Here is a 24749-nt window from a genome sequence, read left to right on the forward strand (position 1 = left end):
ATCCTTGGGGTTTTTTGATTTTTTTAGGAGAGGTGAAGAAAATGACAGATCAAGAATATATGAGGATTGCCCTGCAGTTAGCAGAAGGAACATCAGGACAAACAAGTCCAAATCCTATGGTTGGTGCTGTTGTTGTAAAAGATGGAAACATCGTTGGTATGGGGGCTCATTTACGGGCTGGTGAAGAACACGCAGAAGTTCATGCCCTTCAAATGGCTAGTCAGAACGCCAAAGACGCTACCGTTTATGTAACACTGGAACCGTGTAGCCACTTTGGAAAAACACCACCTTGTTGTGAATTGCTCATCGAAAAAGGAGTTAAGCGTGTTGTAATTGCTACTCTCGATTGTAATCCGCTCGTTTCTGGTAACGGAAAAAGAAGATTAGAGGAAGCTAGAATTGAAGTAACTACCGGTGTTCTTGAAGCAGAAGCAGTTTTATTAAATCGCTACTTTTTTCACTACATGAAAACGAAACGCCCTTTTGTAACAATCAAAACAGCGATGAGCTTAGATGGAAAAACAGCAACTGTAACTGGTGAAAGTAAGTGGATTACAGGTGAAGAAGCACGTGCTGATGTTCACCAATATCGCCATACACATGATGCAATTCTTGTTGGAGTGAATACAGTTATAGCTGATAATCCTCATTTAACAACAAGAATTCCAAATGGTGGGAAACATCCTATTCGCGTTGTTTTAGATACCCATTTACGAACACCACCATCTTCTCATGTTATAACAGATGGTTTAGCACCGACATGGATTATTGTCGGTAAGGATGTAAAGAAAGAGAAGATATCTTCTTATGAATCTAAAAATATAGCTATATTCCAAATGGAAACGAAGCATATAGAAATCGAGGACCTTCTTTCCTTTCTTGGAGAAAAACAAATTCTTTCTCTATTCGTTGAAGGTGGCCAATCGATTCATGCAAGTTTCTTAAAAACAAACAATTTTAATGAAATTGTAACCTATATAAGCCCGAAATTAATTGGTGGGAAAGATGCTCCTACTTTATTTGGAGGAAATGGTTTTTCAAAATTACAAGATGCGCTTTCCTTGAAAATTCAAGAGATGAAACAAATTGGTGATGATATAAAAATCGTTGCGAATGCCCGAAACGAGGTGACGGAATGTTTACAGGAATTGTAGAAGAATTAGGAACGATAGCAAACATGCAACAAAGCGGAGAAGCGATGAAATTAACGATTCATGCAAAGAAAATTTTATCAGATGTTCACTTAGGTGATAGTATCGCGGTTAACGGTATTTGCTTAACTGTAACAAGCTTTACAACTACTTCATTTACAGTTGATGCAATGCCTGAAACGATGCAGTCGACATCACTTCGCATGCTTAAACCGCACTCTAAAGTAAATTTAGAGCGAGCAATGGCTGCAAACGGACGATTCGGTGGACATTTCGTTTCAGGACATATTGATGGCATCGGAACGATTTTAAATAAAAAACAACATTACAATGCCGTCTATTACAAAGTAGCAATTTCTGATGAACTGCTGCGCTATTGTTTGCATAAAGGATCCATTGCTGTTGATGGAACGAGTTTAACGATATTTGATATAGACGAATCTTCCATAACGATTTCACTCATCCCGCACACAGTAAGCGAATCTGTCATTGGAGAAAAAAATGCCGGAGATATCGTAAACATTGAGTGTGACATGATTGGTAAATATATCGAACGCTTTATTACTAAACCTACAAAACGAGTAGGTTCAATGACTGAAAGCTTTTTACAAGAAAACGGATTTCTATAAGGGGGAAGCACAATGTTTCATCGTATTGAAGAAGCTCTAGAAGATTTAAAACAAGGTAAAGTCGTTATCGTATGTGATGATGAAAACCGAGAAAATGAAGGCGATTTTATTGCTTTAGCAGAGTACATTACACCAGAAACAATTAATTTTATGATTACACATGGCCGTGGTCTCGTTTGTGTACCGATTACAGCAGGGTACGCAGAACGTCTACAATTAGAACCAATGGTATCTCATAATACAGATTCACATCATACTGCGTTTACAGTGAGCATTGACCATGTTTCTACAACAACAGGGATTAGCGCTCACGAACGTGCAACTACGATACAAGAATTGTTAAACCCCGCATCAAAAGGCGCTGATTTCAATCGACCTGGACATATCTTTCCATTAATTGCGAAAGAAGGCGGTGTCCTGCGTCGTGCAGGTCATACAGAAGCTGCTGTTGATTTAGCGAAGCTATGCGGTGCCGAACCAGCTGGAGTTATTTGCGAGATTATAAATGAGGACGGCACGATGGCACGTGTACCTGATTTAATAGAATGCGCAAAACAATTTGATATAAAAATGATTACAATAGAAGATTTAATTGCTTACCGCCGCCATCATGAAACACTTGTGACGAGAGAGGTGGAAATTACATTACCTACAGATTTCGGTACTTTCCACGCAATTGGCTATTCTAACTCATTAGATACGAAAGAACATATCGCACTTGTAAAAGGTGATATTTCAATAGGTGAACCGGTACTTGTGCGTGTTCATTCTGAATGCTTAACAGGAGATGTATTCGGTTCACATCGCTGCGATTGCGGACCACAACTCCATGCAGCACTTGCTCAAATTGAGCGTGAAGGAAACGGTGTTCTTCTTTATATGAGACAAGAAGGAAGAGGCATTGGGCTTCTTAATAAGCTTCGTGCTTATAAATTACAAGAAGAAGGATTCGATACTGTAGAAGCAAATGAAAAACTCGGCTTCCCTGCTGATCTTCGTGATTACGGTATCGGAGCACAAATATTAAAAGATTTAGGTTTACAAAGTTTACGATTATTAACGAATAACCCAAGAAAAATTGCTGGCTTACAAGGTTACGATTTAGAAGTAGTCGAGCGTGTACCGTTGCAAATGCCAGCAAAAGAAGAGAATAAATCGTATTTACAAACGAAAGTAAACAAATTAGGACACTTACTAAACTTATAATTAAAGGAGAGATTTATTATGGTATTCGAAGGTCATTTAGTTGGTACAGGATTAAAAGTTGGAGTTGTTGTTGGACGTTTTAACGAATTTATTACAAGTAAGTTACTTGGCGGCGCTTTAGACGGATTAAAGCGTCACGGTGTAGAAGAAAATGATATTGATGTTGCTTGGGTTCCTGGTGCATTTGAAATTCCTTTAATCGCTAAAAAGATGGCTAGTAGCGGAAAGTATGATGCTGTTATTACATTAGGTACTGTAATCCGAGGTGCTACAACTCACTACGATTACGTTTGTAATGAAGTAGCAAAAGGTGTTGCGTCTTTATCACTACAAATGGACATCCCAGTTATTTTCGGCGTATTAACGACAGAAACAATTGAACAAGCGATTGAACGCGCAGGTACGAAAGCTGGTAATAAAGGATATGAATCAGCTGTTGCTGCAATTGAAATGGCTCACTTATCAAAACAATGGGCATAAAAAAAGAGGCTTCGGCCTCTTTTTATTTTTTCACCTTTTTTTGTACATCTTTTATTAATTCATTCATCGTTTTTCCTTCTGTTTTTATATGAAGAGCTTGTGCTGTTCTCCATACATTCTCTCTTTTTTTCGCTTCTTCTATAATAGTAATTTCTTTTCTAACTTCCTTTAAATCTTTTCCTTCCGTTTTCAATCCAAAATGTTCAGCTTTCGTTCGAAAGTGTTGTTCGATTCTTTGTTGCATCTCTTTTTGTTCAGGATTTTCAGCAGCCTTAACTGGATCAGAACTTATTGCTTTTATTAAAATTAAACAAGTCATAATCGCTAATATGTATTTGTACATGTAAAATCCCCCAACCCAATATAAATTACATATTTACTATGTACAACTAGGGCTTGGAAAATTCGTCCACAAAAATTCTTTTTTCCGCTCAAAAACCAATAATATCAAGCGTTCACAACTATTTATTACATTTTATTTACAAAAAAAGCAAACCCTTTTACAAGTTTGCTTTTTCATCTATCTTATAATGCACACTCTTCAATCTCAAATCCTAAATCTGCAATCATACCCCAGTCTGCAGTCGGCTCTTGTCCAGCTGTCGTTAAGTAGTCCCCGACAAAAATAGAATTTGCTGCAAATAAACCGATTGGCTGTACAGAACGTAAATTGATTTCACGTCCTCCTGAAATACGAATTTCTTTTGTCGGGTTTACAAAACGCATCATTGCCAGTACTTTTAAACATTCTACTGGCGTTAACTCTTTTTGCCCTTCAAGAGGTGTTCCCTTTACAGCAACAAGGAAATTACAAGGGATAGAATCTGCATCTATACGTTGTAATTCAAATGCAATTTCAGCACGCTCTTCAATTGTTTCTCCCATGCCAAAAATCGCTCCAGAGCATGGAGAAATGCCCGCTTGTTTCGCTTTTTGAACTGTATCAACACGATCATCATACGTATGAGTTGAACAAATACTATCGTAATTATTTTCATGTGTATTTAAGTTGTGGTTATAACGATGCACGCCCGCTTCCGCTAAACGTCCTGCTTGATCTTCATTTAAGAAACCTAAACAACAACAAATCTTCAAGTCTGTCGTTTCACGAATTTCCTTAACTGCTCCAATTACGTGATTTACCTCTTTATCCGTCGGACGACGACCAGACGCTACAATACAATATGTACCTGCTTTACGGCGTATTGCTTCATGTGCCCCTTCTACAATCTTCTCCTGCGTTAACCATGCATATTTATCAATCGGTGCTTCTGAAATAATAGACTGTGAGCAATATCCACAATCTTCAGGACATAATCCAGATTTCGTATTAATAATCATATTCAATTTTACTTTCTTACCAAAGTGATGATGACGAATGATGTAAGCTGCATTCATAATTTCTAGAACTTCTGTATCATCAGCTTCTAATATCGCTATTGCATCTTCTTTCGTAATCATCTTCTCTTCCACTACGTCGTATGCAAGTTTTTTCCAATCCCTTTTTGTTTGTACTTGTTTCATTTCATCTCTTCCCCTCTTTTGTTATATGCATAAATAAAGCATGATACGTTGCCATTATCCCTTCATTTCCCGTGAAGTCTCTTTCGTATATGCGCAGCATCGCACGAAAGAGTGAGGGACTTTGACAATATGATCCTTCATTGCTATTAGTCGCTCCTACTTTTCGAATAGAATGTAGAAATTCCTTAACTTCTGTAAAACTCTCTATGTAACATGTTTCAGAAACATGCACATCCCCTGTTTCTATCTTGCATATATGAAGCAACTGATCTTTCGAATAAAAACGTTGACCAATGGATGTTTCATTTTTTATATTTCTTTCTTCTTTCGCACGTTGGAACGAAGCATGCAATTCTTGAAATGTTTCATGTCCAAACGTTGAAAAGAGTAATATCCCATCTATAGACAAATGTTGAAATAAATTTCTTAACACTTGTTGTAAATTATTTAACCATTGAAATGTAGCATTTGAAATAATGACATCATATGATTCTTCTAATCGTAATCGCTCAATATCTTCACAGTGAAACGTTACATTTTTTACATTTTGTCTAGTTTGCGCAATTGCAATCATACTTTCAGCAAAATCAACTGCTGTAATATGTGCTTTCGGAAATAACTTTGATAATTGCTCTGTTACATACCCCGTCCCGCACCCCAGTTCTAAAATACGTATTGATGCCGTTTCACTATATCGTTCCTTTAAGATTGAAAGTAATGAATGTGCCATCTTTTTTTGTACATTTGCATATCGATCGTAAGATACGGCTGCCCCATTAAACCGTTTTTGTAGTAACGTTTTGTTGATCATGTCGTATCCCCTCTATAAATTGAATTATCTCATTTGCGCAATATTCAAAATTCGTCACACATAACGCATGCCCTGCATCACTTACTACTTTCAGCTCGCTGCTGCTATTCTCCGTCATACTACGTGCCGCAGACAATGGGCATATTACATCCTGTTCTCCGTGAATAAGTAGTATAGGTACTTTAATTTCTTTTAGTTCTTCTCTCATATCTGTTTCTATTAAATAATCCAAACCTAGTTGTAAAGACTGAATAGAATCACCTTTAAAACGGTTTACAATGTCTTCAAAGTTTTTATTCTCTTTTAGCTCATCTTTCGTAAACATATTTTCATAAAACCGCTTGAGCGTATCTTCTTTCCTTCTCGCCAAATTCCTTTTCAGCCGTTCTACATGCAAAGCATTCCATCCGTTACTGTAGTCGCTCGTATTTGTAAATTTAGCAGTACCACCAATTAATACGATGCCTTTTGCCTGAATCTTTTTATAAGCTTCAACTGCTGCTAACGCTCCTAGTGACCATCCAACTAAAATTACGTTGTCATTATGCGCTACATCTACAATTCGTTCCGCAAATTCACTTCGTTCTTTCACATTACGCCAATCTATGCTTTGAACAGGGTATCCTTTAAAATACGGAAATACTAAATCCCAAATATTCTCTTCCATTCCCCATCCTGGGATAAAAATAATCTTTAGCTCGTTCATACGAAAATCTCCTCTTCTTTCGCAATGTGAATAATTCGGTCAATAGCCCATTTTAAATCATCTATTGTATGTTGCGATGTAACTGCAAAGCGAATTCGAGAGCTATGAACCGGCACAGTTGGCGGACGAATTGCAATAGCCGCAATCCCTGCCTCTTGCAACCTTTTACTAAATCGTAAAGCATGTTCATTTGAACCGACTACAATCGGTACAATATGAGTTGAACTATTCCCAATATCAAAACCAGCATCCCTTAATTTAGTTCTGAAGTATTCTCCGTTTGCTATAAGGTTCTCTCTTCTTTCATTATCTTCTTTTACAATTTCAATTGCTTTTTGCACTGCTCCTAACGTACTTGGTGGTAAAGCTGTAGTAAAAATAAAGCTTCTCATCATATTTTGTAAATACTCTATATAAATTTCATCACCTGTCAAATACGCACCATAACACCCTAAAGCCTTGCTAAACGTCCCCATATGTATATCAATTTTTTGAGCAAGATTTTTTTCTATATGAGATAACCCAGCTCCGCCGATTCCATATATTCCACTCGCATGTGCTTCATCGACTATAATGATTGCCCCGTATTTCTCTTTCAGCTGTACTAAATCTCTCAAATAAGCAGTATCACCATCCATACTAAAAATGGTATCAGTTACGATTAATTTCCGCTTTTCAGGTGACGCTGTTTTCAACAGCTTCTCTAAATGATCCAAATCATTATGACGATACCTTTTATGCTCTGCCCCGCTTAATATGATTCCATCAACAATACTTGCGTGATTTAACTTATCACTAAAAACAATATCGTGCCGAGAGGCTAAAGAAGATATGGCACCTATATTTGCCGTATACCCACTATTTACAATTAAAGCTCTTTCAGTACCTTTCCAGTCACATATGCTTCTCTCAACCTCTTCATATAATGGATGATTTCCTACAACGAGACGAGAGGCAGTCGCTCCAGTTCCACATCTTTTTGTACAGGCAATAGCAGCTTCTTTTAACCTTTCATCTCCAGCTAACCCTAAATAATTATTTGACGCTAAATTTAACATCCTTTTTTTATCTCGAATAAGCCAAGTCTCTTCTGCCTTCTCTGTTACATATAAATTTCGATACTGCCCTTGCTCATGTAATTGTTGTAATTTAGATTGAAGATGCGCCCGCCACGTTTGATTCATTTTGGATAAACTCCTCTAATTTTGAAATCATAATATGTTCTTTTGCAGATTCCAATACTTCTTCTTTCGTAAACTCACCTTCAAAGAATGGTAATAATCCTAAAACTGGTACCCCGCTCAGCTCTTCAATCATCTCTTTATTTTCTTGCACTCTTTCCATTTCACATTCTTTGCAACCTGATAAAATGACACCCGCTACGGTTAAGCCATGCGCCTTTGCGTAAGCAATCGTTAACACTGTATGATTTACTGTTCCTAATGTAGGACGAGCTACTACAATAAGAGGCAACTGTAATTCTTTTGCAAAATCAATTACTAAAGCATCTTCTGTATATGGGACAGCAAGCCCACCTGCTCCTTCTACAAATAAGCTATTAAACTCTTTTAATAGTTCATTATAGCAATCAGTAATTTCTTTTAACTTTACTACTCTTCCAGCTCTTTTCATGGCAAGTCTCGGAGCAAGTGGTTCTTCAATAGAATAAGGGCAAATTTCATTTTCTTGTGTCGGTACACCTGATAGTACTTTTAACCTTGCCGCATCTCCCTCAGGGTTTGATGCAACATGCCCACTTTGTAACGGTTTATATACCCCTACGTTATATCCTAATTCTCTAAATACACCTGCTATAGCACCTGCAACTACTGTTTTTCCAACTTCAGTATCAGTTGCTGTTATGAAAAAACCACTCATTATTCTCCCTCCGTAACATCTGAGATTGCCTTATATAAAATGCGTAACATATCATCAATCTCTTCAAAAGTAGAAGCAAGTGGTGGCATAAATACAATCGTGTTACCTAGCGGTCGTAAAATCATACCCAGCTCTCTTGAGCGTTTACATACTTGAACACCGACTCTTTCTGTCCAGTCAAACGCTTCTTTCGTTTCCTTATTCTTCACAAGCTCAATACCAACCATTAATCCGCACTGACGAATATCACCTACATGTTTATATGCAAAGAGCTTTTCTAATTGCGCTGTCACATAATCCGTTTTACGTGTCACGTCTTCTATTAAATTTGTTTTTTCATATAGTTCTAGATTCGCGATTGCTACGGCACACCCTAACGGATTACCTGTGTAGCTATGTCCATGGAAAAATGTTTTTTGTTCTTCATATTCTCCTAAGAAGGCATTATATATTTCATCTGTTGTTACCGTAACTGCAATTGGTAAATATCCACCTGTTAAACCTTTCCCAGCAGTTAAAATGTCTGGCGTCACATTTTCATGTTCACAAGCAAACATTTTCCCTGTACGCCCAAATCCAGTCGCTACCTCATCTGTAATAAATAATACATTGTACTTAGTACATAAATCGCGCAGTCCTTTTAAATATCCTTTTGGCATTGTAATCATCCCGCCAGCACCTTGCATTAATGGCTCTACAATGATGGCAGCTACTTCTTCATGCTTTTCTTTCAACAATTCTTCCATTTCTTCTAAATGGCTTTTTACAATTTCCTCCTTATTATTTCCGTAAGGAGAACGATATGTATATGGATACGGCATTTTAATCGCATCAAATAAGAGCGAACTATACACTTGGTGAAACAAGTCTATTGCTCCTACCGAAACAGCTCCAATTGTATCACCGTGATATGCTTCTTTTAATGTAACGAATCTTTGTTTCTTTCGTTTCCCTTTATGCTGCCAATATTGGAAAGCCATCTTAATTGCAATTTCAACAGCGGTAGAACCTGAATCAGAATAGAATACCTTCTTCAATCCATCTGGTACAACCTCAATAATTTTTTCTGCTAATAAAATAGATGGAACGTTAGCAAGTCCTAACATAGTAGAATGAGCAATTTTATTTAATTGCTCACGAATTGCTTCATCTAATTCCGGTACTTGATGTCCGTGAACATTTAACCATATAGATGAAACACCATCCCAATATTCATTACCATTTACATCGTATAGCTTTCTTCCCTCTCCACGTTCAATAATGACAGGATCTTCTTCTAAATAATCTTTCATTTGTGTAAATGGGTGCCATACGTAAGCTTTATTTTTCTCCGCTAATTCTTCATATGTATAAGATGATTTTTCAATCGTTCTACTATTTATTGTCACAATTGTCACCCCTAATGTTAACTTGTTTATAAATATAGTTAACATTAAATCCGAATGACTGTCAATTATTTTAAAATCAAATAGTTCTTAAAAAAGAACAACTTATCATACGATAAGTTGTTCTACTTTCCATGCTGTATCTTTCCAATTTCTAAAATAATTTCTTCATCTTTTTTTCCCTCTGTATCGATTCCAAGTTGCTTAGCGTGCTCAATTAATAAATCATGACGCTTCTCAAACCTAGCGGTATTCACTTCTTTCGTAACCTCTTCTTTTGTTTTCCCCTCAGTAGAAACTCCTAGTTTTTCTGCTGCTTTTTCCATTGATTTCTTCTCTTCTATTTCTTTTACTTTCTTCACTTCTGACTGTTGTATTTGCTTTTGTTTCAACTGCTCTGATTCAGCCGCAAAAGCTGTGTAAATTCCAGCACTTCCTCCAATAACTAATAAAGTGGTAAAAAGAATTATTTTTTTCTTCACTCTTTCCTCCCCCTTTCAAATTCATTATAACGTACATTTTTACAGCGTTAAAAACAATTCTCCTTTATTTCCCTAAAAAAATAGTTAATATTTTTATTGACATGTAAGATGAAAATATGATAAAAATTTAACTAACATCATATGAATCGGCGTTGATAGGATTTAGTAGTATTTCGATTTCTGATTTCAGAGAGCTGGTGGTCGGTGCGAACCAGTACAGAGCGAATTATGAATTACCCCCTGGAGCTTCTTTTACGAAACGTGAGGAGTAGTGAAAGACGGTTATAGACCGTTATGTCTAAAGAGTGGTGAAACGACACTGTTTCACAATTTAGGGTGGTACCGCGAATTTTTCGTCCCTGCATATATTGCAGGGGCGTTTTTTATTTTATAAGTGCATATCATATGACCCTTTATTTTGTGACGCATTCATTTCACAAGCTAGGGTGGTACCGCGATTTCTTCGTCCCTGCATAATTATATGCAGGGACGTTTTTTTATCCAATCATTTCCGTATCATATAGAAGGACTAACAATTACCGGTAATTTGTCACAAAATTCTAAATTTTAGAAGGAAATATACAATATTGGCGAATTTTATATAAAAAAGAGCTATTTTACATTACTTAGGAGGGGAAAACAATGGTTTCAAAAATTGAGTCTGTTCTTTTAACAATTTTTATCTTTTTCTGTATTGGTTTTAGTGTTATTCAATTAGAAGTTTCACCACACATCCCAATTTTATTTGGTATCGTTCTTTTATTAGCATTTGGATTCCTGAAGAGAATCTCTTGGTCTACTATGGAGAAAGGGATGATTAGTAGTATTTCAGCTGGTATTCCATCTATATTTATTTTCTTACTTGTAGGCGTATTAATTAGCGTTTGGATCGCAGCTGGAACTATTCCGACTTTAATGGTATACGGCTTCCAGCTTGTATCTCCAAAAATTTTCGTTCCAACTGTTTTTGTTGTTTGTGCAATTGTTGGAACGAGTATCGGTAGTGCTTTTACAACTGCTGCAACTGTAGGACTTGCTTTTATGGGAATGGGTACTGCCCTTGGATACGATCCAGCTCTTATTGCTGGTGCAATTATTTCTGGTGCATTCTTCGGAGATAAAATGTCTCCTTTATCTGATACAACAAACTTAGCGCCTGCTGTAACAGGTGTAGATTTATTTGAACATATTCGTAACATGCTTTGGACAACAGTGCCAGCTTTCATTATTGCATTTATCGCATTTTTCATTTTAGGAAGCGGATCTGGTGGAAACGTTGATTTCTCAGCATTTATTAATACACTAGAAAAAAATGCAACGATTTCTATCGTTACACTTATTCCTATTTTATTACTGTTCCTATTCGCATTTAAAAAGGTACCCGCAGTTCCAACATTACTTGCAGGAATTGTGGTAGGAATTATTATTCTCTTTATTTTTAAACCTAGCACTTCTTTAGCTGATTTAATGAAAATTATGCAAGACGGTTACGTTTCTAAAACTGGTATCAAAGATATTGATAGCTTATTATCTCGCGGTGGCCTGCAAAGTATGATGATGTCAATTGCTCTTATTTTCCTAGCTCTTTGTATGGGAGGATTATTACAAGGAATGGGCATTATAGCGCAGCTGATGAATATTATCTCTAGCTTCGTAAAAACTAGTACACGCTTAATTATTTCTACTGCTTCAACTGCAATTGGTGTAAACTTCTTACTTGGTGAGCAGTACTTATCCATCGTTTTAACAGGACAAGCATTCGCTAATAAATACGATGAAGTCGGTTTAGAACGTCGTAATTTATCACGAGTATTAGAAGATGCTGGTACAGTAATTAATCCACTCGTACCATGGGGTGTCAGTGGCGTATTCTTAACAAACGTTCTTAGCGTTCCAACATTCGATTACTTGCCATACGCAATCTTCTGTTTAGCGTGTCCAGTCGTAACCATTATCGTCGGCTTTACTGGATTCGGCCTTTCATGGAAAAAAGAAAAAGCAGTACCAGTTTCATAATATAACAAAAAGGATTACCAAATCGGTAATCCTTTTTATATTTCTCGACTATCTATTCGCTTTCTTTCTTCTAAATAACATAAGTAATCCCGCTCCAACAAACGCAAGACCAGCTCCAATTGTAGAAGCAATACTTGCACCTGTTTTCGGTAAATCACGTTCATCTTTTTCAGCTTCTTTATTTTCACTTACAGTTGTTGTTGTTTCTTTTGTATTTTGATCATCTGTTGTAGTTTGTCCAGATCCGGTATTATTTCCATCTTGCTTTGGTTCATTACCATTATTACCTTCTTCTGTTGGTGGTGTTGGGTTTTCTCCATTACCTGTTGGCGGTGTCGTCGGATTTTCTCCACCACCTGTTGGCGGTGTCGTTGGATTTCCTTCACCAGTTTCTTTATCATCATTCTTCTTCGTTATATCAATTGCATATTTCGCAAATTCATTTTCAGATGGTCCAACATATGAAATCTTTCCATCTTTCTTTATATACTTTTGTGCATTTGGTGAAGAATCAAATGTTGTATTTAATTTATCTGCAACAATCGGTTTAAATGTCCAATTTTGATCAGCTGCTGGATCAATATCTTTTATTTTTTGCATATACTTCACAATGATTTGACGTGTTTCATCTTGTGATTGGTATACAACTTCCCCTTTACTTACACCTGGGAACGTTTGGCTACTTCCACGATAGTTATTTGTAGCGACGATAAACTCTTGCTTGTCAGCTACTAGCTTACCTTCATATGTCATATTTACAATACGATTAGCATTTGCATTTACAACTTTTCCATCTTTATCGTATTTCGCCGGTTGTGTTACATCAATTTCGTATTTTAAGCCATCTAAAATATCGAAGTTATATGTAGGATAGCCTATATTTACTAACGGCTGTTCTTCTGTTTTCTTTGGATCAATTTGATTAAACTGACCTGCAGACATTTCAAGCCATTCTTTCACTTGTGCCCCATTTACTTTTACAGCATATAACGTATTTGGATACACGTATAAATCTGCAACGTTTTTAATTGCTAACGTTCCAGCTGGAATATCAGTATAATATGTCGCACCGTTTCGGCCACCTGCTTTAAATGGTGCTCCTGCAGATAAAACTGGAATATCTTTAATCTTTTCGTATTCTGGTTTTTTAAGTTCTTGTTCTACATACCATTTTTGCGCATTTGTCACAATTTGTACGGAAGGATCATCTTGTACTAATGAAAAATAACTATTAATTGGTGCTTTCGTTTCACCTACATGTGTATTTACATATTCGATTGTCTTTTCATGTTCATCTTTAATTTCATTAACTAATTTTTGATCAGATTCTACTAATGGATTACCTTTACTATCAGCAATCGGACGAAGTTGCGGCTTAGACTGATCTTTTTGCACTTCCCATTTTCCGTTTACCTTTTTCAATTGCATATCAATAATACCTAAGTTACTACCAAAAACACCCGGCATTACAACTGGAACACCATTAAATACATCCTTCACTTCAGTATGTGAATGTCCCATTAATACTGCATTTACGCCAGGAACTTCTGTCGCTAAATAAAACGATGAATTTTCCATTCCTTCGTTGTATCCACTCTTATCAACACCTGAATGCGCTAGTGCAACTATAATATCCGCACCTTGCGCCTTCATTTCCGGAACTAATTTTTTCGCTGTTTGCACAATATCTTTTGCTTTTACTTGTCCTTCTAAATTCGCTTTATCCCAATTCATAATTTGTGGTGGAACAAATCCCATTACACCAATTTTCACTATTTGTTTTTGGCCTGCTTCATCCACTACTTCTTTCTCTAAAATATGATATGGTCTATCAAAGTAATGCTCGTCATTCTCATCATTACCATCATGGTCATCTCTGTAGACATTCGAGTTAATAACCGGAATTTTTGTTTTACTAGTCACTTGCTTTAAATAATCTAAACCGTAGTTAAATTCATGATTCCCAAGAGAGATGACGTCATACTTCATTAAATTCATTACACGATATAATGGATGTGTATAACTAGGATCCACACGATTCTTCGGATCTTTTATTTTATTCGCTACGTAATCCCCAAGCGGTGTCCCTTGTAATGCATCCCCATCATCAAATAGGACAGAGTTCTTCACTTCTTCACGTGCTTTGTTAACGAGTGTTGCCGTTTGTACGAGACCTACTTTATTATCTGTTTTCGTTTGATAATAATCGTAATTCATTAAGTTAACGTGAATATCTGATGTTTCTAGAATTCGTAATTTAACTGTACTCTCCCCAGTGTTCTCATCTGCATGAGCTGTTGCTGGCATTACTTGCGGTGCTATAACACCAATCGCAAGAGTTGCTCCAGCTAGCATTTTTTTTGACTTTTTCACAAAAAATCCCCCTTATACAATTACCAGAAATAATGAAATGAATCCCTATCTGTCTCTAACCACATACCTTTTTTCTTCTATTAGTGACACAATTTTCATTTCACCCTGCGCTAACGAGTAGTCCCCTTAAACGCCCGATTGATGAAGACTAACAATTAATAGGAAATAAAGCTCCCACTAATTAAAGTTTCACCTTATCTGACATTATCATATATAAAGTTCTTTCCTATCGTCAATATTTTTTGACAAACTTCAACAAATTTTCTGTAAAGTTATTATAAACTTTTCATAAACATATAATATGCCCTTACATTGCTAATACTGCTGAATATGATACAATTACCAATTACAAGGAGGATGAATTTATGAAAAAAGTCATCTTAACAATTGTTTGTCTCCTCCTTCTGATCATTTCTTATTCTTATTTTGAAAAGAACGACGAGACAAAACCAAATGAATCTGAAGAAAAAACAGAAAAAACATCTACTCCAAGTTGGATTGATAAGCAAACAAACGATTCCTTTTATCATCTCGTACTAGGTGATTCGCTCGCCAAAGGATATGGATCAACACAAGGTGGATTTGCTGAATTAGCCTCTAAACAAATAGAAGCACAAATTCATAAACCAATTACTGTAGAAAACCTTGGGATAAACGGTCTTACAACAGATCGTCTCGCTAAAAAAGTTCAATCAGAAGATGTAAAGCAAAAAATTAGAGCAGCAAATATCATTACAATTAATATTGGGGGAAATAATTTATTTCGCTTAAATCGTGATGTCGGTGTTATAGACGGTATTAAAATGTTAAATAAAGAAAAAGCTCATTTTGAAGCGGATGTAAAAAATATTGTAAAGACAGTCCGAGATCAAAATCCGGATGCTTTACTCATTCTTTCTGAACTCTATAACCCGTTACAACTCGATGATTCCATCGCAAGTTATGCAGATATGTTTTTAGACGGCTGGAATGAATCCGTTTATTCCATTGCAAAAGTGAATCAACCATCTATCGTTTTGCCAATTCGTAAATTAATATCGAATGATAAAAAAGAATTGCTCTTTGACCAAGTACACCCAAATGATAAAGGCTATACGATTATTGCCGATTCATTTACAAAAAAAGTATTGGCCTACAAATATTAAAATTCCCATGAAACAATTCTATTTTTATAACATGTCTTTTTTGTTACAATGAGAGTGGAAGGGGGCCTTTATATGGAATCACGCGAGTGGGAACGTATTGTTGATCATCTTCTTTCGCTAGTGCCTCTTTTTTATCGCAAATTTATGCTTCCTGGAGAATTCTCTTCTCAAAGACATATGCCGCCATCACATACACAAGTATTACTGCTTTTGCATGAAAACGGCACATTAGCAGTTTCCGAAATCGGCAAGCGGCTAGCGATTTCACGGCCTAACATGACACCTCTATTAAACAAACTTATTCAAGAAGAACTAATAGAGCGTCATTATAGCGAAAAAGATCGACGGGTCATTTTAATTTCCCTAACAGCTGAAGGGAAATTATTAGTAAATCAGTATCAGCAATTCATTTTAGACAAACTAAAAGAAAATTTCCAAACATTATCTGAGGAAGAGCGCGAAAAGCTCATTCATTCTCTTCAAACCATTCAAAATTTAATTTTGAAAACAAACGTATAAAGCTGCTTCTAAATAGAAGCAGCTTTATGATTCGTAATAGTTACCATAGTATACATTGGAATATGGCCATGTTGTTAAATATGGTTTTTTTTCCTGTGTAGGCTGTTGTTGTGGTATTTGTGGTATTTGTGATAATTGCTGTAATTGTTGTTGCCGATATAATTCGTATTGTCTACTCGTATCATAAACCGGATAATAATTTACATATGGATATACTTGAGGTACGTAATAATAATACATTATCCTCTCCTCCTTTTTCTTAAACATATTCAAAGGAGAAAATGGATGTGACATTGTTTATAATTGTACAAGTGGTTCTCTCACTCGTTTCTTCCTTTTCTTCAAGCGTAACTTACGGTTCTTTTCGTATAAATAATGCACAACGAAATACGAAATGAGACCAAACACAACTCCTAAAATCGTCATTCCAATTAATACATACACTTCACTTTGTAATAAGCTCTTTAATATCGTAAAAATGTGACTTGAAAACAAGTCCGATATCGTAAATGGTTCATGATGAATTTTCTGTACATGAAATGGATAAATCATTTTTCCTAGCGCATACGCAAGCGGAAATAAAAATACTGGGAGAAACGATATTTTCCCAATAATATTGCCAATAACTGCCGCAGGAAAAGATCCCTTTGCTAACCTGACGATTGGATAAAATATTACATATACGAGCGATGCCGTATAAATGACTAACATTTCTAAGCCGAATCCTATAGCAAACCCTAACGATACTTTCTTTGCGCCTTCTGGCGATCGAAGCAACTTATAATATTGAAACTTTAATATTCTCCACATCCGCTGAAAAAACGAATATGTTTTCTTAGTTGTTTTCACCCTCATCATCTCTTTAACTATATTTTTATATGTAGTATGTCCTTACACACTCTGAAAAACAAATTTAGTTTTCTCTTTTATTATAAATGATATCGAAATGGTTAACTAAATATACATATGACATTTTAATATAAAAAAACCTCCCTTTTAGGAAGGCTCTTCTACATTTTTAAATAAACTCACTAATAACGCTTTTTGAGCATGCAATCGATTACCAGCTTGCTCAAAGACGATAGAATGTGGTCCATCTATAATTTCTCCTGTTACTTCTTCTTCACGATGGGCAGGTAAACAGTGTAAGAAACGATATGTTTGCTTCGCATGCTTAGCAAGTTCGTTATTGATTTGGTATGGCTGAAATAAAGTACATTTCTCTTCTTCGCCCTCTTGCCCCATGCTCATCCAAACGTCAGTATAAATGAAATCAGCTTCATTCACCGCTAATTCAGGATCATGCAAAACTTCAATTTCAGCTCCTGTTTCCTTGGCAATCGCTAACGCTTTTTTTACAATCTCTTCATTCGGTTCATATCCTACAGGCGTTGCAACAGTCATATGCATTCCGACTTTTGCACTCGCTAGCAACAATGAATGACATACATTATTTCCGTCACCTACGTAAGCCAATTTTATTCCTTTAAATGTATTTGTTTCTTCATATATCGTCATGAGGTCTGCCAATGCTTGACAAGGATGATGATCATCCGTTAAACCGTTAATAACAGGAATACTTGATTCTTTTGCAAGCTCTTCTACATCCGCGTGGGAGAATGTACGTATCATGATCCCGTCAATATACTGCGATAATACTTTCGCAGTATCTGAAACGGTTTCTCCTCTCCCCATTTGCATCTCTTTCCCACTTAAAAACATACCATGTCCCCCGAGCTGTACCATTCCCGCTTCAAAAGATACGCGAGTACGAGTTGAATGCTTATCAAAAATAAGCCCTAATATTTTGTCTTGTAATAAAGGCTCTTGCTTATTCTTTTTTAAATATATAGCGAACTCAATTATAGAAATAATTTCTTCTTTCGTTAATTCTTCTAGTGTTAAAAGATCTTTCGTATTTAATTTCGGTACTTGTACAGTTGACATGAAACTTCCCCCTTATATGATTGATACGTTTTTTGTACAAACTACTTTTTTTATTATATATACTGCCTGTTCTAACTCTTCATTCGTGACAATGAGTGGCGGTAATAGTCTTATAACATTAGGGCCTGCTTGTAATACGAGAAGTCCTTCGTTTTCTAGTTGTTCTATAAAACTTGCAACTTCATGCTTACACTCAATCCCAATCATAAGCCCCTTACCACGTATATTTTGAATACATTCGACATGCTGTAATTCCTCTTGCAACTTCTCTAATACGTACTCGCCTTTTTCTTGTACTTCTTTTAAAAACGATGGTTTTTTACTCACTTGCAATACTTCTTTCGCTGCAGCCATCGCGATGTAATTCCCGCCAAAAGTTGAACCGTGTGATCCTGCAGTAAACGACGTTCCGAGCTCTTTCCCGCCAATCATCGCTCCGACAGGAATCCCATTCCCAAGTGCCTTTGCAACGGTAACGATATCAGGCTCTATTCCCACTTGTTCATAAGCAAATAGTGTTCCAGTTCTTCCTATCCCCGTTTGTACTTCGTCTATAATAAATAAGGAACCAAACTTATTACATAATGTTTCAATCTCTTTCAAAAAAGATAGATCAGCAGGTATTACTCCTCCCTCTCCTTGAACTACTTCTACCATTACCGCCGCAACTTCTTCATTCATTACTTCCTCTAATGCTTTAATATCGTTAAAAGGGATATGTAAAAAAGATGGAAGTAATGGACCAAATCCTTCTTTTACCTTATCTTGGCCTGTTGCACTCATCGTTCCAAATGTTCTACCGTGAAAAGACTGCTGGCATGTTACGACGAGAGATTTTCCAGTATGCTTACGTGCTAACTTTAAAGCCGCTTCATTTGCCTCTGCCCCACTATTACAGAAAAACACATAATCTAATGCTCTATTTTCTGTTAATAATGACGCAACTTCTTCTTGTAAGCTGTTTGTAAACAGGTTAGATATATGCCATATATCATCAAGTTGCTCTTGTACACCTTTGAGAACAGTAGGGTGACAATGTCCTAAATTACATACGCCAATTCCTGATGTGAAATCTAAATATTCCTTACCGTTATTATCAATAACTTTCGTTCCAGTTCCCTTTACAAACTCAATAGTTCTTCTGCCATACGTTTGAAAAAGATGACTCGTCATGCAATACTCACGCCTTTCGTTACCGTCGTTCCAATACACTCTCCCGTAACCTCAGTAAAATCTTTTGTACCATTCACAATACTTATCTTTTGCACTCCCATTTTTAATGATGCTAGTGCCGCCTGTACTTTCGGAATCATCCCACCTGTAATAACACCTGTTTCTATAAAAGTAGCAATTTCAGATTCATCCGTTTCCTTTACCAAATTCCCTTCATGTAATATTCCATCTACATCCGTAATAAAAATCAGCTCTTTTGCCCCTAACGCAGCCGCAATCCCAGCTGCAGCATTGTCCGCATTTATGTTATAAATTTCATTACCATTTACCCCGATTGGAGCAATAACAGGAATATACCCCATATTTATTAATCCTTTTAATAAGGCTGTTTCTACATAACTTACTTCTCCCACATATCCTATCTCCTCGCTGACAGGTTGAACTTGAAGTAAATTGCCGTCACACCCTGAACAACCTACAGCAAGTAAATTATGCTTTTGTAAATTCATTACGAATTTTTTATTCGTACTTCCGCATAGCACCATTTGAACAACATCCATAACTTCTTTTGGTGTTATCCGTAATCCATCTCTTTTTTCTACGTTGATGTTACAATCTTTTAATTTGGCATCAATTTCTGGTCCACCACCATGAACAATCACTACTTTATACTTCTGTTGCAATTTCTTTATACATTCAAAAAACACATCATTTAATTGATTCAACATACTACCGCCGCATTTCACTACAATATAATCGCTCATCTTCTCTCTCCTTATGTACGATAACAAGCATTTATTTTCACATATTCATAGCTTAAGTCACAGCCCCAAGCTGATCCTGTCTCTTCACCTAAGTGTAAGTACACATTAATGACTATTTCATCTTCTTGTAATCTCTCTTTCATTTCTTCTTCAGAAAATATTTGAGGCTCACTATTTTTTAATACCGATATAGATTGAAGAGTAATGTCAATTGTGTTCGGATTAATAACTACTTCACTTTGTCCAATACTGCTAATAATTCGCCCCCAGTTTGGGTCTTCACCATGTATTGCTGTTTTCACAAGACTCGAACCGACTATTTGCTTTGCAATTTTTTTTGCCTCTTCATTCGTTTGAGCTCCTAGCACATTTACTTCTATTAACTTCGTAGCGCCTTCACCATCTTGCGCAATTTTTTTTGCTAAATCTTCACATACCTTCTGTAAAGTACATACGAAAGTTTCCCAATCTGTATGTTCCATATTTATCGGGCTTGTTTCTGATAATCCACTTGCCATAACGATGACCATATCATTCGTAGAAGTATCTCCATCTACCGTAATTTGATTAAATGTATGATTCGTAATTTGGGATAATGCTGTTTGCAATACGTCACGCTCTATATGAGCATCTGTCGTAATAAAACTAAGCATCGTTGCCATATTCGGATGAATCATCCCTGAACCTTTTGCAACACCCGCAATCGCCACTTTCTTCCCATCAATAATCATTTCATAGCAAGTTTCTTTCGTGATAAGATCCGTCGTTAAAATTGCTTCAGAAAAAGAATATGCTTCACTTTCTTCCTTCGTCGGTATAAGAGTTGCAATCCCCTTTCGGATTATATCCATCGGCAGTGGAACACCAATTACACCTGTTGAAGCTACTGCAACGTAATTTTCTTTCACTCCAAAATGTTCCGCCCCTAACGCGCGCATCTCGTATGCGTCTTGTAATCCTTGCATTCCAGTACAAGCATTTGCATTTCCACTATTAACGATAATTGCTTGTAACTTCCCTTCTGCCGTTATACTATCCTTCGTTACTTGCAAAGGGGCTGCTTGTATTTGATTCGTTGTATACACAGCGGCACATGATGCTGGTACGTCACAAACGATTGCCCCTAAATCCTTTTTCTCCTTTTTCAGACCATTTACAGTACCAATTGCCGAAAAGCCTTTCGGCGTTACAATTGAACCATTTTCTAATTTTGTAATAGACGCTACTTTAATCATCATGTCCCCCTTATAGATAAAGCGGCATATGTTGTAAACCTGTTGTCTCTTCTAGTCCCGCTATTATGTTTGCATTTTGAATCGCTTGCCCAGCCGCGCCTTTCATCATATTGTCTATAACAGAAACGACCGTAACTCTTTCAGTTCTTTCATCGTAAGCTATGCCAATATCACAATAATTTGAGCCTCTCACTTCTTTTGGACTTGGAAATTTCCCTTGCGTACAAATTCGGATGAAAGGCGATTGTTCATACGTTTCTTCATACAATTTTTGAAGTTGCTTTATTTCCATCTTTTGTTTTACTTTTGCATAAAGTGTAATCATAATTCCTCGTGATATCGGTATTAAATGTGTGCTAAATGTAATTGGCTGTGATTCACTATTCCATTCTGTAAGCATTTGCTCAATCTCTGGAACGTGCTGATGCTGGTTTACTTTATAGATATGTAAGTTATCGTATAGCTCAGGAAAATGAGTCATTGTTGTTGGTGTTTTTCCTGCTCCTGATACCCCTGATTTCGCATCAATAATAATCGAATCTTCTTCAATCATGCTACTACGTATTAACGGCGCTATCGCTAGCAATGTGGCTGTAGCAAAACATCCTGGGTTTGCAATTAAATTTGCCTTTTGAATCCCAGTCCTTTTCCATTCACTTAACCCATACACTGCTTTTCTAAGAATTTCTTCTTTCGCTGCTGGCCTTTTATACCACAGTTCATATGACGAAGGATCTATCATACGAAAGTCTCCAGATAGGTCAATTACTTTTAAACCTTCTGCTAATAACTTGGGAGTTAACTCCGCCGATACTCCTGCTGGGGTTGCTAGAAATACGATTTCTGCTTCTTTTCCTATCGTCTCCACATCAATTTCTTGTAACGTATGAAAAAGGACATTTCGAAGATGCGGATATACATTTGTTATACACTCACCAACTTGTGAAAAAGAATGGAGAGATGCTATCGAAAAATATGGATGTTGTTCTAATAAACGAATTAACTCAATGCCCCCATATCCAGTGGCTCCAATAATTGCGACTTTCATAAGTTCCTCCTCATATCGATTCTTTAAATTAAGTATGATTATAATATTGTATATTTATAGAGTCAATTAAATATTTATAAATTTTTAAATCTAAAAAAACTTAATTTTATTAGAAAAATAATATACTCAACCGAATTTTTATACAAAAATAGTGCATAGTAGTTTTTTTATTTCACTTCAAGTACAATAAAACAATACATACGTACATACAGGCGGGGAAAAATATGAACGAAAAATTAATTGAGAAAATGATTATAAAAAGTTTTCAACAATATCAATGCAGTCCAATATCAAAAGAAGATCAGAAAATGCTAGTGAAACATATTCAAACGGTGACTCATTCAAATATTGAAATTGATTTATACGAGGAAATTGAGGATATTGTTTATGATTATGTAACTGGAAAACAATAAAAAATAGGAGATTTCCATATGGAAATCTCCTATTTTTTACTTAATGATTTACCTGCTACACGTTCAAATAAACCTGGGAATAAAGCATAAAGTTTCGGGCCAATTCCCATCCACTTCGGTAAGTTTACTTCACGTTTTTTCGTGTGCATCGACTTTACGATTTGTTCTGCTACGTATGTTGGTTTTAACATGTAACGTCCCATATTCTTTACATATGTACCAGATTGATCCGCTATTTCAAAAAAGTTTGTATCTATCGGACCTGGATTAATTGCTGTAACATAAATATCTGTATTCGCTAATTCCATGCGTAAACTATTCGTAAATCCTAATACGGCATGTTTCGTTGCTGCATAAGCACTCGATTTCGGAGTTGCAATTTTTCCAGCAAGTGAAGCAATATTAATAATATGCCCTTCATTCTTGTTTACCATATAAGGTAGTACCGCTTTCGTACATGCTACTAATCCAAATACATTTACTTGGAACATATCTTTTACTTCACCCATTGACGCATCTTCAAACGTTTTAAAAATACCAAATCCCGCATTGTTTACTAATATATCAATACGTCCCACTTCTTGTAATACCTTTGAAAAAACAGACTGTACTTCCATCTCTTCACTTACATCTAATACATAATAATAGCAAGGCGTATTATAAGTTTCTTTAATTTTGTCTACTAACGCTTGTAGTTTCTCTTCTGTTCGAGCCATTAATACTGGAGTCGCTCCCTGTGCTGCAACTTGCATTGCAACTTGCTCACCAATCCCACTAGAAGCACCTGTAATGACGATTACTTTATTTTGTAAACGTCCTGTCATTGCTGTCACCTACTTTGCATAATAAATCAATTGTTGCGATGACTCATCAATCATCACTTGTTGATTATATGCTAAATAGTCCAATTGTCCAACCGTTTCTGAAATAGTAAGTGGTAATTGTTCTTTATATAATACCGGAAATAGTTTTACACATACTTCAAATGCTGTCATTGGTTTTTCCTTTAATAACTCAAGTACTTTAAAAGCACGTGTTTCTTGCTTTTGTAATCTCGTTTCAATAAGTTGTTTCACATTTAGAACATCTTCCCCATGCCCTGATAAAATGCGTGAAATATTCATTTCGCTTAAACGCTGTAATGTTTGATTATATTGTAGTAATGGGCGTGCCCGTTCTGTTTGCCCTTCATATGGTGGTTCTAGTATTGGATTCGAAGAAATATGACTAATGAGAGCATCGCCACCAATTAATATTCCATCAGATTCTCTATATAAAGAAATATGAGTAGAAGCATGACCTGGTGTTTCAAGCACTGTAAATCCAGGCAAAGAATTAATACGATCTCCTTCTCTCACAGTATGCGCTAACGATCTATTACAAGAATATTTAAGTGTCCTCGTCGTCAATAACGACTCGTCTTTCAAAAATGCTACTGGCACACCAAACTGTAAGGCCGTCTCTCTAAAAAATTCATGATACCGCTTTAAAAACTCTGGATTTTGTGTGATCCAAGGCTCATTCCAAGGATGTCCAATAATATTCGTCTTCTCAGAAAATATATTTAAAAGTCCACAATGATCTGCATGATGATGCGTAATGACTACTGTTTCAATATCTTCTATCGTATGTCCTAATGCACCTAATTGACTTTCTAACGCATTTCTTGCCTCTTCTGTATTCGTCCCTGTATCAATTAATGTTAATGTCTCCCCCTCAACTAAAAACACATTCACAGTTTCCACTGCAAATGGTACAGGAATCTCCATTCGGTGAATCGCCGTCATGCTTAGCCCCCCTGTCTCTTTCCGGTTCAAAAATGAATACTTCTTCAGTTTACAACTTCTATATATATTTGTCATTA

26 protein-coding genes and 1 other annotated feature are annotated in these 24749 nt (G+C 36.2%); of the genes, 8 read left to right on the plus strand and 18 right to left on the minus strand.

Annotated features, from left to right (window positions below; all coding sequences use genetic code 11):
* The first annotated feature begins 41 nt into the window (after positions 1-41).
* From ribD to ribH, 4 genes are read left to right on the plus strand one after another with little or no spacing between them, the layout of a single operon-like run.
* Positions 42-1154 carry a bifunctional diaminohydroxyphosphoribosylaminopyrimidine deaminase/5-amino-6-(5-phosphoribosylamino)uracil reductase RibD gene (gene ribD, locus ATL10_RS11440; protein WP_110496934.1) on the plus strand — a complete coding sequence of 371 codons (1113 nt, stop codon included), beginning with the start codon at positions 42-44 and terminating at the stop codon, positions 1152-1154.
* A complete protein-coding gene (ribE, locus tag ATL10_RS11445) occupies positions 1136-1780 on the plus strand; it encodes a riboflavin synthase subunit alpha (protein ID WP_110496936.1) in 645 nt (214 codons plus the stop codon). The genes ribD and ribE overlap by 19 nt, the downstream gene beginning before the upstream one ends.
* A gap of 12 nt (positions 1781-1792) precedes the next feature.
* Entirely contained in the window at positions 1793-2986 is a 1194-nt protein-coding gene (ribBA, locus tag ATL10_RS11450) for a bifunctional 3,4-dihydroxy-2-butanone 4-phosphate synthase/GTP cyclohydrolase II (protein WP_090977117.1), read from the plus strand.
* 18 nt (positions 2987-3004) lie between these two features.
* Positions 3005-3466, plus strand: coding sequence for a 6,7-dimethyl-8-ribityllumazine synthase (gene ribH, locus ATL10_RS11455; RefSeq protein ID WP_000230895.1), 462 nt, complete (start codon positions 3005-3007; stop codon positions 3464-3466).
* Positions 3467-3488: 22 nt separating this feature from the next.
* On the opposite strand, the gene ATL10_RS11460 is transcribed toward ribH, so the two are convergent.
* From ATL10_RS11460 to ATL10_RS11495, 8 genes are all read right to left on the minus strand, one after another.
* The gene (locus ATL10_RS11460; RefSeq protein WP_000280032.1) at positions 3489-3809 is read right to left on the minus strand and encodes a hypothetical protein; all 321 of its coding nucleotides are present in this window, start codon (positions 3807-3809) and stop codon (positions 3489-3491) included.
* 182 nt (positions 3810-3991) lie between these two features.
* On the minus strand, positions 3992-4990 hold the full coding sequence (gene bioB, locus ATL10_RS11465; RefSeq protein ID WP_000815858.1) for a biotin synthase: 999 nt from the start codon (positions 4988-4990) through the stop codon (positions 3992-3994).
* Between the two features lies 1 nt (position 4991).
* The gene (gene bioC / locus ATL10_RS11470; RefSeq protein ID WP_000608912.1) at positions 4992-5801 is read right to left on the minus strand and encodes a malonyl-ACP O-methyltransferase BioC; all 810 of its coding nucleotides are present in this window, start codon (positions 5799-5801) and stop codon (positions 4992-4994) included.
* Positions 5767-6507, minus strand: coding sequence for an alpha/beta fold hydrolase (locus ATL10_RS11475; protein ID WP_090977115.1), 741 nt, complete (start codon positions 6505-6507; stop codon positions 5767-5769). Before ATL10_RS11475 ends, bioC begins: the two co-directional genes overlap by 35 nt.
* Complete coding sequence (gene bioF, locus ATL10_RS11480; protein ID WP_001077298.1) at positions 6504-7691, minus strand: 8-amino-7-oxononanoate synthase; 1188 nt, start codon at positions 7689-7691, stop codon at positions 6504-6506. The genes ATL10_RS11475 and bioF overlap by 4 nt, the downstream gene beginning before the upstream one ends.
* The gene (gene bioD / locus ATL10_RS11485) at positions 7657-8385 is read right to left on the minus strand and encodes a dethiobiotin synthase (protein ID WP_097924731.1); all 729 of its coding nucleotides are present in this window, start codon (positions 8383-8385) and stop codon (positions 7657-7659) included. The genes bioF and bioD overlap by 35 nt, the downstream gene beginning before the upstream one ends.
* The gene (gene bioA / locus ATL10_RS11490) at positions 8385-9818 is read right to left on the minus strand and encodes an adenosylmethionine--8-amino-7-oxononanoate transaminase (protein ID WP_139213261.1); all 1434 of its coding nucleotides are present in this window, start codon (positions 9816-9818) and stop codon (positions 8385-8387) included. Before bioA ends, bioD begins: the two co-directional genes overlap by 1 nt.
* Positions 9819-9895: 77 nt before the next feature.
* Positions 9896-10252, minus strand: coding sequence for a hypothetical protein (locus tag ATL10_RS11495; protein ID WP_000726902.1), 357 nt, complete (start codon positions 10250-10252; stop codon positions 9896-9898).
* A gap of 143 nt (positions 10253-10395) precedes the next feature.
* Positions 10396-10616: a binding site (T-box leader), on the plus strand.
* Positions 10617-10894: 278 nt separating this feature from the next.
* Here ATL10_RS11495 and nhaC point away from each other — a divergent pair.
* Positions 10895-12268 (plus strand): Na+/H+ antiporter NhaC, encoded by a 1374-nt coding sequence (gene nhaC, locus ATL10_RS11505; RefSeq protein WP_000253737.1) that lies wholly within the window; start codon positions 10895-10897, stop codon positions 12266-12268.
* Positions 12269-12316: 48 nt separating this feature from the next.
* Here nhaC and cpdB read toward each other — a convergent pair whose 3' ends face one another.
* Positions 12317-14641 (minus strand): bifunctional 2',3'-cyclic-nucleotide 2'-phosphodiesterase/3'-nucleotidase, encoded by a 2325-nt coding sequence (gene cpdB / locus ATL10_RS11510; RefSeq protein WP_000748639.1) that lies wholly within the window; start codon positions 14639-14641, stop codon positions 12317-12319.
* A 365-nt stretch (positions 14642-15006) separates the two neighbouring features.
* Here cpdB and ATL10_RS11515 point away from each other — a divergent pair, with 365 nt between their 5' ends.
* Both ATL10_RS11515 and ATL10_RS11520 read left to right on the plus strand, forming a co-directional pair.
* On the plus strand, positions 15007-15786 hold the full coding sequence (locus ATL10_RS11515) for a GDSL-type esterase/lipase family protein (protein WP_065222895.1): 780 nt from the start codon (positions 15007-15009) through the stop codon (positions 15784-15786).
* 72 nt (positions 15787-15858) lie between these two features.
* Entirely contained in the window at positions 15859-16305 is a 447-nt protein-coding gene (locus ATL10_RS11520) for a MarR family winged helix-turn-helix transcriptional regulator (RefSeq protein ID WP_000445819.1), read from the plus strand.
* Between the two features lie 24 nt (positions 16306-16329).
* On the opposite strand, the gene ATL10_RS11525 is transcribed toward ATL10_RS11520, so the two are convergent.
* From ATL10_RS11525 to argC, 7 genes are all read right to left on the minus strand, one after another.
* Positions 16330-16545, minus strand: a complete 216-nt coding sequence (locus ATL10_RS11525) for a hypothetical protein (RefSeq protein WP_000291955.1) — start codon at positions 16543-16545, stop codon at positions 16330-16332.
* A gap of 57 nt (positions 16546-16602) precedes the next feature.
* Positions 16603-17163, minus strand: coding sequence for a DUF2062 domain-containing protein (locus tag ATL10_RS11530; RefSeq protein ID WP_002005691.1), 561 nt, complete (start codon positions 17161-17163; stop codon positions 16603-16605).
* Between the two features lie 138 nt (positions 17164-17301).
* Positions 17302-18252, minus strand: a complete 951-nt coding sequence (gene argF / locus ATL10_RS11535) for an ornithine carbamoyltransferase (RefSeq protein ID WP_110496938.1) — start codon at positions 18250-18252, stop codon at positions 17302-17304.
* Positions 18253-18264: 12 nt separating this feature from the next.
* Positions 18265-19425, minus strand: coding sequence for an acetylornithine transaminase (locus ATL10_RS11540; RefSeq protein WP_000200552.1), 1161 nt, complete (start codon positions 19423-19425; stop codon positions 18265-18267).
* Positions 19422-20189 (minus strand): acetylglutamate kinase, encoded by a 768-nt coding sequence (argB, locus tag ATL10_RS11545; protein WP_001286796.1) that lies wholly within the window; start codon positions 20187-20189, stop codon positions 19422-19424. The genes ATL10_RS11540 and argB overlap by 4 nt, the downstream gene beginning before the upstream one ends.
* Positions 20190-20200: 11 nt before the next feature.
* Positions 20201-21424 (minus strand): bifunctional glutamate N-acetyltransferase/amino-acid acetyltransferase ArgJ, encoded by a 1224-nt coding sequence (gene argJ / locus ATL10_RS11550; RefSeq protein ID WP_000598396.1) that lies wholly within the window; start codon positions 21422-21424, stop codon positions 20201-20203.
* 10 nt (positions 21425-21434) lie between these two features.
* Positions 21435-22472, minus strand: a complete 1038-nt coding sequence (argC, locus tag ATL10_RS11555) for an N-acetyl-gamma-glutamyl-phosphate reductase (RefSeq protein ID WP_098235771.1) — start codon at positions 22470-22472, stop codon at positions 21435-21437.
* A 224-nt stretch (positions 22473-22696) separates the two neighbouring features.
* Between argC and ATL10_RS11560 the strand changes: the two genes are divergently transcribed.
* Positions 22697-22885 (plus strand): YqzH family protein, encoded by a 189-nt coding sequence (locus ATL10_RS11560; protein WP_110496940.1) that lies wholly within the window; start codon positions 22697-22699, stop codon positions 22883-22885.
* Between the two features lie 29 nt (positions 22886-22914).
* On the opposite strand, the gene ATL10_RS11565 is transcribed toward ATL10_RS11560, so the two are convergent.
* Together ATL10_RS11565 and ATL10_RS11570 are read right to left on the minus strand one after the other, a co-directional pair.
* On the minus strand, positions 22915-23709 hold the full coding sequence (locus ATL10_RS11565; protein ID WP_000147794.1) for an SDR family NAD(P)-dependent oxidoreductase: 795 nt from the start codon (positions 23707-23709) through the stop codon (positions 22915-22917).
* A 9-nt stretch (positions 23710-23718) separates the two neighbouring features.
* Positions 23719-24672, minus strand: coding sequence for an MBL fold metallo-hydrolase (locus ATL10_RS11570; RefSeq protein WP_110496941.1), 954 nt, complete (start codon positions 24670-24672; stop codon positions 23719-23721).
* Between the last annotated feature and the right edge of the window lie 77 nt (positions 24673-24749).

Origin of the sequence: Bacillus sp. 196mf, assembly GCF_003217275.1 — a bacterium.
GTDB lineage: Bacteria > Bacillota > Bacilli > Bacillales > Bacillaceae_G > Bacillus_A > Bacillus_A thuringiensis_S.

What these genes read in the sequence shown, in the direction of transcription:
- ATL10_RS11530 (WP_002005691.1), bottom strand. Translation starts at nt 17,163, where the DNA reads ATGATGAGGGTGAAAACAACTAAGAAAACATATTCGTTTTTTCAGCGG.
- ATL10_RS11475 (WP_090977115.1), bottom strand. Translation starts at nt 6,507, where the DNA reads ATGAACGAGCTAAAGATTATTTTTATCCCAGGATGGGGAATGGAAGAG.
- argC (WP_098235771.1), bottom strand. Translation starts at nt 22,472, where the DNA reads ATGAAAGTCGCAATTATTGGAGCCACTGGATATGGGGGCATTGAGTTA.
- ATL10_RS11565 (WP_000147794.1), bottom strand. Translation starts at nt 23,709, where the DNA reads ATGACAGGACGTTTACAAAATAAAGTAATCGTCATTACAGGTGCTTCT.
- bioF (WP_001077298.1), bottom strand. Translation starts at nt 7,691, where the DNA reads ATGAATCAAACGTGGCGGGCGCATCTTCAATCTAAATTACAACAATTA.
- nhaC (WP_000253737.1), top strand. Translation starts at nt 10,895, where the DNA reads ATGGTTTCAAAAATTGAGTCTGTTCTTTTAACAATTTTTATCTTTTTC.
- bioC (WP_000608912.1), bottom strand. Translation starts at nt 5,801, where the DNA reads ATGATCAACAAAACGTTACTACAAAAACGGTTTAATGGGGCAGCCGTA.
- ribE (WP_110496936.1), top strand. Translation starts at nt 1,136, where the DNA reads ATGTTTACAGGAATTGTAGAAGAATTAGGAACGATAGCAAACATGCAA.
- ribBA (WP_090977117.1), top strand. Translation starts at nt 1,793, where the DNA reads ATGTTTCATCGTATTGAAGAAGCTCTAGAAGATTTAAAACAAGGTAAA.
- bioA (WP_139213261.1), bottom strand. Translation starts at nt 9,818, where the DNA reads ATGTTAACTATATTTATAAACAAGTTAACATTAGGGGTGACAATTGTG.
- ATL10_RS11525 (WP_000291955.1), bottom strand. Translation starts at nt 16,545, where the DNA reads ATGTATTATTATTACGTACCTCAAGTATATCCATATGTAAATTATTAT.
- bioB (WP_000815858.1), bottom strand. Translation starts at nt 4,990, where the DNA reads ATGAAACAAGTACAAACAAAAAGGGATTGGAAAAAACTTGCATACGAC.
- ATL10_RS11560 (WP_110496940.1), top strand. Translation starts at nt 22,697, where the DNA reads ATGAACGAAAAATTAATTGAGAAAATGATTATAAAAAGTTTTCAACAA.
- argB (WP_001286796.1), bottom strand. Translation starts at nt 20,189, where the DNA reads ATGAGCGATTATATTGTAGTGAAATGCGGCGGTAGTATGTTGAATCAA.
- ATL10_RS11570 (WP_110496941.1), bottom strand. Translation starts at nt 24,672, where the DNA reads ATGACGGCGATTCACCGAATGGAGATTCCTGTACCATTTGCAGTGGAA.
- ATL10_RS11460 (WP_000280032.1), bottom strand. Translation starts at nt 3,809, where the DNA reads ATGTACAAATACATATTAGCGATTATGACTTGTTTAATTTTAATAAAA.
- argJ (WP_000598396.1), bottom strand. Translation starts at nt 21,424, where the DNA reads ATGATTAAAGTAGCGTCTATTACAAAATTAGAAAATGGTTCAATTGTA.
- bioD (WP_097924731.1), bottom strand. Translation starts at nt 8,385, where the DNA reads ATGAGTGGTTTTTTCATAACAGCAACTGATACTGAAGTTGGAAAAACA.
- ATL10_RS11540 (WP_000200552.1), bottom strand. Translation starts at nt 19,425, where the DNA reads ATGACGAGTCATCTTTTTCAAACGTATGGCAGAAGAACTATTGAGTTT.
- ribH (WP_000230895.1), top strand. Translation starts at nt 3,005, where the DNA reads ATGGTATTCGAAGGTCATTTAGTTGGTACAGGATTAAAAGTTGGAGTT.
- argF (WP_110496938.1), bottom strand. Translation starts at nt 18,252, where the DNA reads ATGTCAACTGTACAAGTACCGAAATTAAATACGAAAGATCTTTTAACA.
- ATL10_RS11520 (WP_000445819.1), top strand. Translation starts at nt 15,859, where the DNA reads ATGGAATCACGCGAGTGGGAACGTATTGTTGATCATCTTCTTTCGCTA.
- ATL10_RS11515 (WP_065222895.1), top strand. Translation starts at nt 15,007, where the DNA reads ATGAAAAAAGTCATCTTAACAATTGTTTGTCTCCTCCTTCTGATCATT.
- ribD (WP_110496934.1), top strand. Translation starts at nt 42, where the DNA reads ATGACAGATCAAGAATATATGAGGATTGCCCTGCAGTTAGCAGAAGGA.